Here is a 14340-nt window from a genome sequence, read left to right as displayed (position 1 = left end):
TCAGCCTCTCAATACCGCGCCGCGCTTTGCCGCCGCCGCAACGATGGCATCGCTGATCGCTTTCAGATCGTCTTCGGTGAAACTCGCCTGGTGCGGCTGAAGCACGACCTCGACCGCGATCGACTTGTGCCCCTCGGCGACGCCGGCCCCGCGGAATTCGTCGAAGATACGCGCCTCGACGACATGCTTCTTGTCCGCGCCCTTCACCGCCTTGACCAGATCGCCGGCGGCGACCTCGTCAGGCACGAGAAATGCGAAATCGCGCATCACCGATTGCAGCGCAGGCGGGGCGTAGGACGCACGCGTGAAGCTGCGCTCGCCCTTCTTCGCCGGAATCGCGTCGAGGAAGATTTCCACCGCCATGACCGCGCCATTGAGGTCGAACGCCTTCGCGATCCGCGGGTGCAGCGTGCCGAACCGGGCGAGCACGTTCTTCGGCCCGAGCCGCAGCGTCGCCGACTGCCCGGGATGGAATTGTTCGCCCGCCTCGTCCATCACCTGCAGGTTTTCGACCGGCGCGCCCGCCGCGTCGAGCAGGGCCATCGCCTCCGCCTTCGCATCGAAGGCATCGAACATTCGCGCCTTGCCCGCTTGCCAGCCGCGCGACGATTTCTCTCCCGCCATGACGAGGCCGAGCGTCAGCCGTTCGTCACTCGCCCCGCCCTTGCCGCGCAGATAGCGGCGGCCGATCTCGAACAGCCGCACGCTGTCCGCGCCGCGCGCCATGTTGCGCTGCGCCGCCATCAGCAGGCCGGGGATGAGCGAGGGGCGCATCGCCTTCATGTCCTCGCTGATCGGATTGGCGAGTACCCAGGGCTGGCCATCCGCGAAAGCCTCGGCCACCGGCATGGGGAGGAAGGACCAGGTCACCGCCTCGTGATGGCCCCGTGCGGCGGCGGCCCGCCGAACGCGCCGTTCGCGCGCCTGCTCCGGCGTGACGGTCGGCTGCGCGACGCCCTCTGCCCGGTCGAGGGCGACCGAGGGAATCGCGTCCAGCCCATGAATGCGAATGACTTCCTCAACCAGATCGGGGGCGCCATCGACATCCGGGCGCCACCCCGGCACCGCCACGATCCAGTGGTCCTGCGTCTGCGTCACGGTAAAGCCTAGCCGCTCCAGAATGTCCCGCTGCGTCGCGTGCGGGACATCCATACCGCCCAGCGAACGGGTCAACGCCGGATCGAAAGCGACCGTCCTGTCCGCGGCGGGCGGTGCCCCCACATGGCGCACCTCGCTCGCCTCTCCCCCACAAATGTCGAGGATCAGCCGGGTCAGAAGTTCCAGCCCGTCATTCACGAAACCGGGGTCGATACCGCGCTCGAACCGGCTGCGCGCATCGCTGGTGAGGTTCAGCTTCCGCCCGGTCAGCGCGATGCGCACCGGGTCGAAATAGGCGACCTCCAGCAATATGTCCGTCGTCGCATCGGTGCAGGACGAATGCTCGCTCCCCATGATGCCCGCGATATCGTGCACGCCCGCCTCGTCCGCGATGACCAGCATCGTATCGTCGAGCGTGTATTCCTTTTCATTAAGCGCGGTGACGGTTTCCCCATCCCTCGCCCGCCGCGCCGTGACCGCGCCCGACAATTTCGCCAGATCATAGGCGTGGCTGGGCCGGCCATAGGTCAGCATCACGTAATTGGTGATGTCGACGAGCGCCGAAATCGGCCGCTGGCCCGCGGATTTCAGCCGCGCCTGCATCCAGTCCGGGCTCTGGCCATTGGTCACGCCGCGAATCGCCCGCCCGTAAAACGCGGGACAACCGTCGCGATCCTCGATCCGGATGTCCACCGGACACGGCCCCTCGCCCGCAACCGGCGCGGCATCGACCGGCTTCAACGTGCCCAGCCCCGCCGCGGCCAGATCGCGCGCGATGCCGTAAACGCCCATGCAATCGGGCCGGTTGGGCGTGATCGCCACGTCGAACACCGGATCGTCGAGCCCGGCATAATCGGCGTATTCCGTGCCCACGGGCGCATCGGACGGCAATTCGATGATGCCGTCGTGATCCTGCCCCATGTCGAGTTCGCGCGCCGAACACATCATGCCGTTCGATTCGATACCGCGAATCGCCGCCTTGCGCATTTCCATGCCGTTCGACGGCACCACCGCGCCGGGCAGGCCCAGCACGCCGACAAGCCCCGCCCGCGCATTGGGCGCGCCGCAGACCACGGTGAGCGGCTGGCCATCGCCGCTGTCGACCGAAAGAACCTGCAGCTTGTCCGCGTCGGGATGTTTTTCCGCCGTCAGCACCTTCGCCACGCGAAAGCCGGCCAGATCCTCGGCCGGGTTTTCCACGCCCTCGATCTCCAGCCCGATCGCGGTCAGCTTCGCGGCAATCTCGTCGACGGTCGCATCGGTGTCGAGATGATCCTTCAACCAGGACAGCGAGAACTTCATGCCGCCACTCCCACGCCGCCGGAGAGCGTCGGCACGTCGAGCGCCGCGAATCCGTAATGCTTCAGCCAGCGCAGATCGCCATCGAAAAACGCGCGCAAATCATCCATCCCGTATTTCAGCATGGCCAGCCGGTCGATCCCGCAGCCGAATGCAAAGCCCTGCCATTCATCGGGGTCCAGCCCGCAGGCCGCAATGACCCGGCGATTGACCATCCCGCTGCCCAGCACTTCCATCCAGCCATGGCCCGGCTCGTCGCCCGCCCCGCCGATGACACGGCGGCCCTTTTCATGGCTGTAGCCGACATCGACCTCCGCCGACGGTTCGGTAAAGGGAAAATAGCTCGGGCGCAGGCGCAGCACGATATCGTCCCGCTCGAAAAACGCCTTGAGGAAGGTTTCCAGCGTCCATTTCAAATGGCCCATGTGGATGTTCCGGTCGATGACCAGCCCCTCGATCTGGTGGAACATCGGCGTGTGGGTGGCATCGCTGTCCGACCGGTAGGTGCGGCCCGGCGCGATGATACGCACCGGTGCGCCGCCTTCGACCATGGACCGGATCTGCACCGGCGAAGTGTGGGTGCGCAGCAGCATCGCGCGCCCCTCGTCATCCTTGTCCGGGAAGTAGAACGTGTCGTGCATCGCGCGGGCCGGATGGGTGTCCGGCATGTTGAGCGCGGTGAAATTGTGCCAGTCGTCCTCGATCTCCGGTCCCGTCGCGACGGCAAAGCCCAGGTCCGCGAAGATTTCGGCCAGCTCGTCCATCGCCTGGCTGACCGGGTGGACCGAACCGACCGGGACATCGGCGGCTGGCAGCGACAGATCGACCGTCTCGCCCGCAAGCTTCGCGTCGAGCGCCGCCTGCTCCAAAGCGGCCTTGCGCGCCGCGACCGCGTCGGTCACCTCGGCGCGCAGGCCGTTGAGCTTCGGTCCTTCGACCTGGCGCTCCTCGGGCGTCATCTTGCCCAGCGTCTTCATCAAAAGCGAGATGCTGCCCTGCTTGCCCAGAAACGCAACCCGCACGCCGTCGAGCGTGTCGAGGGTCCGGGACGCGGCAATCTGCGCCATTGCATCGGCGCGCAGCTGATCAATATCGGCCATCGTATCTTTCATTGGTCTTCGGCAAGGTTTGTGCCGCGCTGTCTAGCAGGGCCGAAGCAAAGGGCAACTATGGCCCGCCACGTCGCGAATCCAAAGAGTGACCCGCGCATCATGTCGAATGAAATGAAAAACTGCATGCCCCGCGAGGGCATGAACAATCGAGCAGAATCAAACCCCTTACGGCGTCTAACCGGCACTTTGTCTCCACGGTGGACTGCGGGTTACAAATTCTCGCTGTCTAACCTTTTGGCTGATCCACCGCCGAAGCGAAAAATAAAAACCCCCGCGAAGGCTGCAACCAACGCGAGGGCTAAAACCAAAAGCAAGGCAGCACTTGGCGATCGCAATCCTACCGGCAACGGGAGGGCTGTGCAATGACCGACCTGCACGCAATCGCATCTGTCATGGGCGGCGAGGTTCGCGGCAATCGCGCGTGCTTCCCGACGCCGGGTCATAGCAAGGCCGACCGGGGAAGCTGGGCGAGCCTTGCCCCCGGCGCACCTGATGGCGTCCTGATCCATTCCGCGAACGAGGGCGACCCCTTGGCGATCAAGGATCAATTGCGCGCGGCTGGCGTCCTGCCCCCACGGCTTTCCGGGAACGACAATATCCCCTGGCATCCGCCGATCGGGAAAGCCGAGCCTGCGCGCGACCATGCGGTGCGCTTGGGGAATGGACAGCGAATCGCTGCAACGTTCCAGTTTACGAACGGTGATGGCGAAACGATCTATCGCAAGCACCGCATCGAACCGGGCCGCGAAGGGCGGGCGAAAGAGTTCGCCTATGACCATTTGAACGAAAGGGGCGGCTGGGCATCTGGCAAAGGTGACCACACCGTTCCTTATCGCCTGTCCGATCTGGTGACAGCGAGTCGCGATCTGCCGATCTACATGGCGGAAGGTGAATCTAAGGCGGACAAGCTGGCGAGTTGGGGATTGCTGGCGACCTCGCATAAGGATTGGAAGGGCTACGAGTTCAGCGGCTATGTGAAGGGTCGCACGGTCTATATCCTGCCCGACAATGACGAGGCCGGGGCAAAGCTGGCTGAGAACGCGAAAGAGGCGATCGAGCGGGCCGAAGGCACTGCGCATATTATCGAACTGCCGGGCCTACCCGCGAAAGGCGATATTCTCGATTGGATGGGCACGCCGGATGACCTGCGCGAGCTGGTCGATAACGCCAATGCAGGCGATGACGATTGGCCCGAACTGGACCTTGCAGCATGCTCAACTCAAAAGGCGCCCGCCCGCGAATGGATAATCGAGGGCTGGGTTCCAAAGAACAAAGCGACGCTGCTGGCAGGCGATGGCGGTGTAGGTAAATCCCTGCTGGCGCAAATCAAGGCGACATGCGTCGCGTTTGGGCGTCCGTTCATGGGCCTAAAAACGCGGCAAGCGAACGCCGCTTATCTGAGCTGGGAAGACGACGCGGACGAACTGTGGCGACGGCAGGAATCCATTTGCGAGGTGCTTGGCATTCCCATGTCGGCACTGAGCGGCAAGCTGCGCCTTGTATCCTATACCGAAGAGGAAAGCCCGTTCCTCGCCACGGCTGATGATAATGGCCTACGCATTATGCCTCTTGGCCGAAAGATCGAACGTTTGGTTGAGCGGCTCAATATCGGGCTACTGATCCTCGACAACGCATCTCAGATTGCCGGGATAGACCATAACGCCGTCGACGAGGTTGCACCTTTCGCGCACTGGCTGGGCACGCTCGCCACGCGCCGGAACGGTGCGGTTGTCCTACTGCATCACACCAACAAAGCCGGGCAGGATTACTTGGGTTCGGTTGCCTACAATAACCAGTTCCGTTCGCGGATGCTGCTGGCAAGGCCCGAAGAATGCAACAACCCCGATCTGCGCATTTTGACAAACCCGAAGGCGAACTATGCACAGGCCGGGGGCGGAGTCAGCCTGCAATGGCATGAGGGCGCGTTCGTATTGGAAACGGAAGTTCCTGCCGACACCCGCGCTGAGATGGCAGAAACAATTAAGCTGAACGGCGATAACGAAACGTTCCTGCGATGCCTCCGCGCTCGCATGAAGACAGAAGGACGCGAAGTTGGGCCATCCATTGGACCGAATTACGCGCCCGCTCGCTTCGCCGAAATGACTGAGGCAAACGGGCTGAAAAAACAGGCGCTGGCGCGAGCAATGGAGCGCCTATTCCACATCGGCGCGATCAAGACCGAACAGGTCAAGCGCAAGGGCAACGATACGAAAACCATCATCGTGGAGGCTAATCCGGACGCTTCCGAACCGGCTTCCGAACCGCTTCCGAACACCGCTTCCGAACCTATCCGAACCCCCTTCCGAACCGTTCCGAACACACACCCTATATCTAAAGATATATCGGGGGCCGGGCCTGATGGCCCCCCGCCCCCTTATGATGATGACCTAGACGTTCGAAACGACCGGGAGGGATGGATCGGGCAAAGCTTTGCCGAAACCGCTGAACGCATTGAGAGGGCGAACCGATGACCGACCTTCGCACACTGATCGAGAGCTACACGCCAGAGCAGCGAGCGACCGCATTGCAGGTGTTGGACATGGTGAGCCGACCCCTCAATGTTCGCGAGATCGAGGCGCTGTTGCGTCATGGCGGCGTATCGAGGGCGCGGGCTGTGAAGCTGGCCGGGACGCTCAAGCACCTGCACGTCATCTCGATCATAGGAGACGTTCGTGGCTGACTGGCCTTACAACACCGCCAACTGGCAGAAGCTACGCAAGGCGCACTTGGCGATCGAACCGTTCTGCAAAGGCTGCGAGGCGATGGGGAATGCCTACGTCATCGCAAACACGGTCGATCATGTGGTGCCTATCAGCGAGGGCGGGCCTGCCTTCCCCGGTCATGACGGGCTGACCAGCTATTGCCCTGCCTGTCATTCAGCGAAGACGGCACGCGGAACGGAGGCTGGTGCCGTGCGATCGAGCAAGCCGCGCAAGGGATGCGATGCTGATGGCAACCCGCTCGATGCGGCGCATCCGTGGTCTGGAAAATCGCTCAGGGCTGACGGCCTAAGACCGCCCCTCGTCCCGAATAATCAGTTAGTTTACAAACGTAGTCGTATGGGAGGCCGCAATGGGCGCTAGGGGGCCGGGGTCCGGCAAGCTGAAAGCCGTGGCGGCGCGGGCCGTCGATACGAAACAGCCTTGGGAAAAGGAGGGGATGCCTGCCGCCGATCGAATGCTGGCGTTCCTGGGCACTTTGCCGATCGTGTCGGGCCTGAAAGCTGGCGAGCGCATGGAGGTGCTGGATTTCCAAGAGCAATTCGTGCGCGGGGTCTATGCCGAGAGCGATGGCGAGCGGCTGGTGCGCCTTGCCGGGCTGAGCGTAGCGCGCGGTAACGGCAAGAGCGGCTTGCTGGCGGGATTGAGTATTGGGCACCTGATGGGGCCGCTGAGCGAACCCTATGGCGAATGCTATGCGGCGGCGCTCGATCGTGAACAGGCTGGCGTGCTTTACCGCATGGTGAACGCCTACATCTACGAAACACCTTGGATGGCGGCGCGGGTCAATATTCGCGACCAGACGAAGGAAATCACCGACCACGAAACCGGCTCGATCTGGCGGGCGCTTACGTCCGACGCGAAGAAAGCGCATGGCCTTGCCCCGTCGTTCTGGATCGCGGACGAGGTGGCACAATGGCGGAGCCGGGAACTGTGGGACAACCTGCGCACCGGCATGGCGAAGCGCAATCATGCGCTTGGCGTGACCATCTCGACGCAGGCAGCGGACGATCTGCATTTCTGGAGCGAGTTCCTCGACGCGGAACCGATGCCGAGCATTTACACGCAGCTGCACGCGGCTCCTGACGAATGCGCGCTCGATGACCGGGAAGCATGGGCAATGGCGAACCCCGCGCTGGGGGCGTTCCTCAACGAAGCTGAGTTTCAGGACGCGGCGGCAATGGCGATGCGTTCGCCATCCTTTGCGCCCGCGTTCCGCCTGCTCAACCTCAACCAGCGGGTGGCGGCGGAAGGCCGGTTCATCGAACAAGCCGATTGGGATGCGAATGGCGATGCGTTCGACCCGATCGAGCTGGAAGGGGCGCGCTGCTATGGCGGGCTTGATCTGTCCAGCACGCGCGACCTGACCGCGCTGGCGCTGTATTTCCCCGATCACGGCAAGCTGCTGGCGTGGCACTGGTTGCCGAAGGACACGATCGCCTTGCGGGTGGAGCGCGACCGGGTGCCCTATGACCGCTGGGCACAAGAGGGCTGGGCCGATGTTACGGTTGGCAATTCGCGCGATGACCTCGCCATTGCGTTGCAGCTGGCCGACATTCGAAGCCGGTATGATGTGCAGGGGATCGCGTTCGATCGCTGGCAGATTGCGCGGTTGAACAAGCTGCTATCCGACGAGGGCATTGACCTGCCGATGACAGATTTCGTGCCGGGGTTCAAATCCTATGCGGCGGCTGTGGATGCGTTCGAAACGGCGGTGCTGGCGCGTAAGATGCAGCACAACAATAACCCGCTGCTGCGCTGGCAGGCCGGTAATGTGATTGTCGAAACCGACCCCGCCGGGAACCGCAAGCCCGCGAAAAACAAATCGCTCGATCGCATCGACGGGATCGTGTCTGCGATCATGGCTTGCGGTCTGGCCGCGACCGACGAAGGACCGGAAGTCTATCGCGGTGGCGGGGTTATGTGGGTTTAGTTACGTAACGCGAGGGCGTCTAGGACGAGGCGCACGCGGCGCAATGCCTCGCGCTGCTGCTTAGTTTCCGCTTTTTCAGGGTCAGCCAACGCTTTGAGTTCAGAAATCCCGGCATTCGCGATATAGTCCCGCCATGGGGCATCTTCGGGCTGGAGATCATCCCAAGCGGCGGCAAGGCCAAGAACCCATTGGTTCACGGTTTCAGCGACAGCCTCCGGCGTCTGGTGCGCTTGGGCTTTCAGTCTCTCGCGGTATCGCCGCTGTCGTTCTGCATTGGAAAGTGCCATGTGTTGCTAGTAACGGGTTGACGCTAGTAACACAAGGCTGTTAGTAACGCTCGGGCCAGACGGAAGCTACCAACGACCGTCCGGCCCTAACCACAACACGCTATTACGGAGCGAACTATGGCTACCAATATCCCTACAGGCGGAATCCGTCCTGTCACCCCCCAGCATACCCCGCCTTACGTCGCGTTCTTTCCCGAACCTGCGACGGCGCAATCTCGTTTCCTGATCCAAGGCTATGTCGATCGGGAGGAAATCGCGGCTGCGGTCGAGGCGCTGGTGGAGATGCTCGACACGATCGACGGCGACCCCGACCTTGAGGACGACGACCCGGCGGGGCAGTATGACGAGGACTATTACACCGGCCCTACCAAGCGCGGATATGGCCCCGGCTGTCCGATCAGCGAACCCGATCACGGCATTGACGATCTGCCGCAGGGCACTCCGGGCTTGGACTGCTGACAGGTTATCCCCCGCTTTGGCGGGCGGGGAAGCGTGATAACTTGCCACGGTCTAAAAACCGTGGTAGCTACTCATGAATGAAACGTATCCTGACTTTGACTCAGTTCACTCCCGCCGAGGCGGAGAGTATTACCGGCGTTAGCACCATGACGCAGCGCGACTGGCGGCGTCGGGGCGTTCTGACCAAGCGCGATGAAGGCCATGCACGTTACGACCTTTTCGACATGGGCGGCATGATGGCCACTAAGCTGCTTTCCGATCGCGGTGTTCCGCTGCTCGAAGCTGCCGACGTTGCCGAATGGTGCGGAATGGGAATCGGTTATCGCGCGCTTCTTTGGAACAACGCCTATGAGGGCGATCACGAGCGGACGAACGAAGCGCGTGGATTGCCAAATATGCTCTTGGCGCAAAACGCAGATATGTTTGAGGCCTTGCGTAAAGCGGCGAACATCGCGCGCGTCGAACTTCCCGATAACTTGGAGGAATCCCACCGGTGGGGAGATAAAGCCGAATGGCTGGCCCATCAGGTCTATCGCGACCGATTTAAAACCGGTTTGATTCCTGGTCAGTTGTTCATCTGGTGGGCGAACGGGCAGCATCTTTTTCACGAAAGTTTTGATAAGGCTCGTGATGAAATGACGAGCGGCGACCCCCGATTGGCTGGTCCCGCACTTGTGCTCGATTTTGAAAGTCTCGCCAGCACTCTGCTGACAAAAGCTGGACGCGCCTTTGTGCACGTCGAATTCCCCGAACTTCCGGAAAATCCGGATGCTTAATCATCGCCGCGAGGCAGACGATAATCTGAGCGCCGGGGCATGGTGCCCCGGCCACATAGAAGGGCTTATCATATGAAAACTGCGGACCTCATGGAACAGCGGGCGGCCATTGTGGACCGCATGACCGCTGCACACGACAAAGACGACAACGCCGCTTTCGAGACGGCAGAAACCGAACTGCGCAATCTCGATGGCAGGATTGACCGCCAGAAGAAGATCGAAGCCGCCGAGCGATCGGAGACGGGCCGCGTTCTGACCGGATCGACGGACGAACATTTGTCGAACGAACTGCGCTCCAAGTTCAGCCTTTGCCGTGCGATCGTCGGGCAGATTGCCCCCGGCACGGTCGATGATGGCTTTGAACGCGAGATGCAGGGCGAACTCGCCAAGCGTGCCGGTGCCGCCCCCAAGGGCTTCTATGTGCCGACCGAATGCTTTGAACAGCGCGCGGTGCAGATGACTTCGAACAGCGGCGCGATCCTGCCGACCGACTTTCGCCCCGACCAGTTTGTGTCGGCGCTGACCGCCACGGCGGCATTGACCACGATGGGCGCGACCACGCTGTCGGGCCTGACCGGCAATGTCGAAATCCCCCGCGAAACCGGATCGCCTAATGTCGGCTGGGTCGCGGAGAATACCGCCCTGCCGACCGGCAATGCGACCTTCGATAGCCTGACCCTTTCGCCGCATCACGTTGGCGTGATTTCGGAAATCAGTCGGAACATGGTCATGCAGACCAGCCCGAACATTGAGCAGCTGCTGCGCTCGATGATGGCGCGCGATATTGCCCTGGAGATTGACCGGGCGGGCCTGAATGGATCGGGCACGGGTGCAGAGCCGCTTGGCCTGCTGAATGACTCGGATGTTCCGGCGGTGCCGTTCGATACCGATGTGTTCACGACCACGGCGGATATGATCGTGGCAGCGGACCTCGCCAACGTTCCCGCCGGTCGCGGCTTCCTCGCTACCAACGGCATTCGCGGCGATCTGATGAAACTCCGCGATGCCGATGGCCGCGCCATCCCGATCGCCGAGCAGTTCCACAATGAGCCGGTGCAATTCACCAATCAGGCGCCGAGCGATCTTGGCGAAGGCACCAACGAACACGGGCTGGCCTATGGCAACTGGGCCGATTTCCTGATCGGCATCTGGTCGCAGCTCGACATTCTGGTGAACCCCTATGCAGAAAGCGCATATAGCAAGGGCAATCTCCTGATCCGCGCCATGGCGACGGTCGATTTCGGCGTTCGCCGTCCGGCATCCTTCGCCAAGGCAACGGGGATCATCATCTGATGGGCGCGGCGGCAACCCTTGAACGGCGGTTCACTGTCGAACTTCGCGCCGCTGGGCGCAGGATCGAGGGCTATGCCGCCACGTTCAACCGCGAGGCCGATCTGGGCGCATTTCGGGAGCGTATTGCCCCCGGCGCGTTCCGTTCGGCTTTGCACGGCGATGTTCTGGCCTTGCTGGATCACGACCCCGGCAAGGTGCTGGGCCGCACGAAGACGGGCACCCTCCAGCTGCGCGAAGACGACAAGGGCTTGGCGTTCGCGCTCGACGTTCCCGACACGGCGGCAGGCCGCGATGTTCTGGCGCTGGCCGAGCGCGGTGATCTTGGCGGCATGTCGTTCGGCTTCACCATTCCCGAAGGCGGCGAAGAATGGGACGGGCGCACGCGCACGCTCCGCTCGATCGGCTTGCGGGAAATCAGCGTCGTGAGCGCATGGCCTGCCTACGAGGGCACGGAAATTGCCCTGCGCAATCGTGGACATATGTCTACAACTGAACGCCGCCGTAGGGTGCTGGTGATGGCGGAGGCGGCACAATGGGCATGATCGACCGCATGGCGGCTTACATGGGCTTTGAACGCCGCTCCGATGCTGCTGACCCCTCATGGGGCGTGCTGGGATCGAATACCGGATATTATGCTGGCTTGAACGCGCGGGCAGCTGAAAACCTGTCCAGCGTGCTGGCTTGCGTCAACGTGATCGGTGAAAGCCTGGGCTATATCCCGGCGCTGGTTTATCGCCGCGAAGGCACGGCGCGTGTCGAGGTGCCGGCGCATCCGCTTTTGAAGCTGGTTCGCTATGGCGTCAACGATGGCATGACATGGCCTGATTTCGTGTCGCATCTGGTTTGCTCCACGCTGCTGACCGGCAATGGGCTGGCCGAAATTATCCGCAACGGTAACGGGCAGCTGGCCGGGCTGGTCTATATCCCTTGGGGCAATGTCACGGTGGCCGAGCTGTCCAGCGGGCGGCTGGCCTATGACGTAGGCGACGGCAGGGGCAAAGTGCGGCGGCTGTTGCAGGGCGAGGTTCTGCACCTTCGCGATCGCACCGATGATGGCCTGATTGGCCGTTCGCGCCTCTCACGCGCCGCCGATGCGGTGACAGGGGTGGATCTGGCAAACCGCCATGCCCGCCAATTCCTCGCCAACGGAGCATCGCCGTCCGGCGTTATCAAGCATCCCGGCGCGATGACTGCCGAACAGCGCAAGAACCTGCGCGAACAGTTCGACGCGCGCCACGCTGGCGCGAGCAATGCTGGCCGGGCGCTGGTCCTCGATGGCGGGCTGGAATGGCAGCAAGCGCAAATCTCGCCCGAAGACGCGGAACTGCTTTCGACCCGCAAGTTCGGGACCGAAGAAATCTGCCGCCTGTTTCAGGTGCCCCCGCCGCTGGTGCAGGATTACGCGCACAACACGTTCACGAACTGCGAAACCGCTGGCCGGTGGTTCGCCATGTTCTGCCTGTCCAGCTGGGCACGCAAGATCGAGGCGGAGTTTGCGCGTTCGGTGTTTCCGACCGGCGGGCCGTTCGAACTGGAACTGGACCTGTCGGGCTTCCTGCGCGGCGACCCGGCGACCCGCTGGAACGCGCACGCGATCGCGCTGACGAATGGCGTTCTGGACCCTGACGAGGTTCGGCAGGTGGAGGGGTGGAACCCGCGCGGCGATGTCGGCGGTAACACCCCGGTCGAAAGCGAGGTAAACCATTCCGATGACTGACCTTGTGACCCTGAGCGAAGCCAAAGAGTTTCTGCGCATCACGCACAACCATGAGAATGCAACGATCCTTTTGCTGGTTGCGGCGGCATCCGATGCGGTGCGCGATTTCGCAGATGCTTGGGACGGCATCGAACCCGTGCCTGCACGCATCAAGGTGGCCGTGCTGGCGCGTGTCGCGATCCTCTATGACGAGCGCGGCGACGTGCGCGAGAGTGAAGGGGAAAGCCGCTTGCTGGCACCGCTGCGGGAGGTTCGGCTGTGATGGCAATGGGTGGAAATGGCCGGTCTAAAGATTCGGATTCTGAGCGGAATGGGGCATCATAGGACCATGGCCGGACGCAAAGCCCTTATTCCACGCAAAATCATGGATCATGCCGCATCGGTATCAGTAGCTACGAACTCGATCATCGAAATCGAGGGAGCGGGCTTCAAGATGCGGATCACCCCGGCAAAAGGATTGGAGCATCTGGCGGGGAATGATGACCTCGATAACCGGCTAGGCGATTGGGCGGCGTCATGAAACAACCGGAGTATGTGAGCAAGTTCACCGACCGGCACGGCAAGGTTCGTTATCGTTTCCGCCGCAAGGGCTACCCCTCTCAGTATATCAGAGCACCGTTCGGCACCAAGGAGTTCGAGCGCGAATATGCCGCGTGCCTTGGTCAAGAAAAGCCTTCGATTGGCGCGGGCAGAATTAGCCCTGGCAGCGTCTCCGACGTAATCGCACGCTACTATTCCGATTCGGCGTTCCTCGACCTTCGGCCATCAACAAAGACCGTTTATCGCGGGGTTTTAGAGCGTTTTCGCAAAACCTTCGGTGACGATCCCATGCGGGCTTTCGACGCAAAACGGATTCAGACCATGATGAATGCGATGCGCCATAAGCCCACCGCCGCGATCCGGTTGCGTAAGCTTCTCGCCCAGCTGTTCACCATCGCACGACGTGAGGGCATCGTGCCGGGGACGTTCGACCCGGTCAAAGACACTCGCCCCCCGAAGGTGGAGACAGAAGGTTATCACCGCTGGAGCGAGGAGGAGCTTGCCCAGTTCGAGGCAAAGCACCAGCTGGGCACAAAACCCCGTCTGGCGTTCGCACTGCTGCTCTACGGCGCTCAACGGAGCGGGGACGTTCGATTTCTAAGCCGCGCTGCGATCGAGGGCGGGCGCATTCGTTTGAAGCAATCCAAAACCTCAAATGCGGTCAACGTGCCGATTGTGGAGCCGTTGCGCGAAGCGTTGGAGGCTGGACCGCTAGGCGACCTGCTGGTGCTCGAAAACAACCGGGGCACGGCTTACACCGCTAAAAGCTTCTATCAGATGGTGAAAACCGCCTGCATCGCTGCGAACCTTCCCCACTGCTCGCCCCACGGATTGCGCAAGGCTGCTGCCCGCCGATTGATGGAACGGGGCGTGGCGAACGAGGACGGCATGGCGATCACGGGGCACAAAACGGTTCGCGAATACCTGCGATATGCCGGGGATTCGGGAGACGAAGAGCGCGCCAACCGCGCGATGGAAAAGGCTTACGGAGTGTCTAACCCGTCCGAATAGTTAGACAAAGCACTACACTAGGCCTCGTGGACAAAGGGTATCCACAGTTTGACTGAAGCGAGCGCGACGAAGCCGAGGTAGGACTCCTTGGTTTT

15 protein-coding genes are annotated in these 14340 nt (G+C 62.1%); 12 read left to right on the top strand and 3 right to left on the bottom strand.

Annotated features, from left to right (window positions below):
- Both pheT and pheS read right to left on the bottom strand, forming a co-directional pair.
- Nucleotides 1–2400, bottom strand: coding sequence for a phenylalanine--tRNA ligase subunit beta (gene pheT, locus Q0897_RS12905; protein WP_299309856.1), 2400 nt, complete (start codon nt 2398–2400; stop codon nt 1–3).
- Entirely contained in the window at nt 2397–3497 is a 1101-nt protein-coding gene (gene pheS, locus Q0897_RS12900; protein WP_299309855.1) for a phenylalanine--tRNA ligase subunit alpha, read from the bottom strand. Before pheS ends, pheT begins: the two co-directional genes overlap by 4 nt.
- Before the next feature lie 374 nt (nt 3498–3871).
- On the opposite strand from pheS, the gene Q0897_RS12895 reads away from it, so the two are divergent.
- Genes Q0897_RS12895 through Q0897_RS12880 form a run of 4 tightly spaced genes read left to right on the top strand, consistent with a single transcriptional unit; the run spans nt 3872 to nt 8162 of the window.
- Nucleotides 3872–5980, top strand: a complete 2109-nt coding sequence (locus Q0897_RS12895) for an AAA family ATPase (RefSeq protein ID WP_299309854.1) — start codon at nt 3872–3874, stop codon at nt 5978–5980.
- Nucleotides 5977–6189: a hypothetical protein gene (locus Q0897_RS12890; RefSeq protein WP_299309853.1), complete on the top strand. Its 213-nt coding sequence runs from the start codon at nt 5977–5979 to the stop codon at nt 6187–6189. Before Q0897_RS12895 ends, Q0897_RS12890 begins: the two co-directional genes overlap by 4 nt.
- The gene (locus tag Q0897_RS12885) at nt 6182–6592 is read left to right on the top strand and encodes an HNH endonuclease signature motif containing protein (protein WP_299309852.1); all 411 of its coding nucleotides are present in this window, start codon (nt 6182–6184) and stop codon (nt 6590–6592) included. The genes Q0897_RS12890 and Q0897_RS12885 overlap by 8 nt, the downstream gene beginning before the upstream one ends.
- Entirely contained in the window at nt 6582–8162 is a 1581-nt protein-coding gene (locus Q0897_RS12880; protein WP_299309851.1) for a terminase TerL endonuclease subunit, read from the top strand. Before Q0897_RS12885 ends, Q0897_RS12880 begins: the two co-directional genes overlap by 11 nt.
- Here Q0897_RS12880 and Q0897_RS12875 read toward each other — a convergent pair.
- Entirely contained in the window at nt 8159–8449 is a 291-nt protein-coding gene (locus Q0897_RS12875; RefSeq protein WP_299309850.1) for a hypothetical protein, read from the bottom strand. The genes Q0897_RS12880 and Q0897_RS12875 overlap by 4 nt on opposite strands.
- A 117-nt stretch (nt 8450–8566) precedes the next feature.
- Here Q0897_RS12875 and Q0897_RS12870 point away from each other — a divergent pair, with 117 nt between their 5' ends.
- From Q0897_RS12870 to Q0897_RS12835, 8 genes are all read left to right on the top strand, one after another.
- Nucleotides 8567–8908: a hypothetical protein gene (locus Q0897_RS12870; RefSeq protein WP_299309849.1), complete on the top strand. Its 342-nt coding sequence runs from the start codon at nt 8567–8569 to the stop codon at nt 8906–8908.
- A gap of 77 nt (nt 8909–8985) precedes the next feature.
- Entirely contained in the window at nt 8986–9684 is a 699-nt protein-coding gene (locus tag Q0897_RS12865; protein ID WP_299309848.1) for a hypothetical protein, read from the top strand.
- Between the two features lie 72 nt (nt 9685–9756).
- Nucleotides 9757–10977, top strand: coding sequence for a phage major capsid protein (locus Q0897_RS12860; protein ID WP_299309847.1), 1221 nt, complete (start codon nt 9757–9759; stop codon nt 10975–10977).
- Complete coding sequence (locus Q0897_RS12855; protein ID WP_299309846.1) at nt 10977–11519, top strand: HK97 family phage prohead protease; 543 nt, start codon at nt 10977–10979, stop codon at nt 11517–11519. Before Q0897_RS12860 ends, Q0897_RS12855 begins: the two co-directional genes overlap by 1 nt.
- Complete coding sequence (locus Q0897_RS12850; RefSeq protein ID WP_299309845.1) at nt 11510–12694, top strand: phage portal protein; 1185 nt, start codon at nt 11510–11512, stop codon at nt 12692–12694. The genes Q0897_RS12855 and Q0897_RS12850 overlap by 10 nt, the downstream gene beginning before the upstream one ends.
- Entirely contained in the window at nt 12687–12956 is a 270-nt protein-coding gene (locus Q0897_RS12845; RefSeq protein ID WP_299309844.1) for a head-tail connector protein, read from the top strand. The genes Q0897_RS12850 and Q0897_RS12845 overlap by 8 nt, the downstream gene beginning before the upstream one ends.
- 66 nt (nt 12957–13022) lie before the next feature.
- Complete coding sequence (locus tag Q0897_RS12840) at nt 13023–13214, top strand: hypothetical protein (RefSeq protein ID WP_299309843.1); 192 nt, start codon at nt 13023–13025, stop codon at nt 13212–13214.
- Nucleotides 13211–14245: a tyrosine-type recombinase/integrase gene (locus Q0897_RS12835; protein ID WP_299309842.1), complete on the top strand. Its 1035-nt coding sequence runs from the start codon at nt 13211–13213 to the stop codon at nt 14243–14245. The genes Q0897_RS12840 and Q0897_RS12835 overlap by 4 nt, the downstream gene beginning before the upstream one ends.
- Nucleotides 14246–14340: the final 95 nt, after the last annotated feature.

It is taken from the genome of uncultured Croceicoccus sp., from assembly GCF_947496385.1.
Lineage (GTDB): Bacteria > Pseudomonadota > Alphaproteobacteria > Sphingomonadales > Sphingomonadaceae > Croceicoccus.
This window is presented reverse-complemented; position numbering and strand designations above follow the sequence as displayed.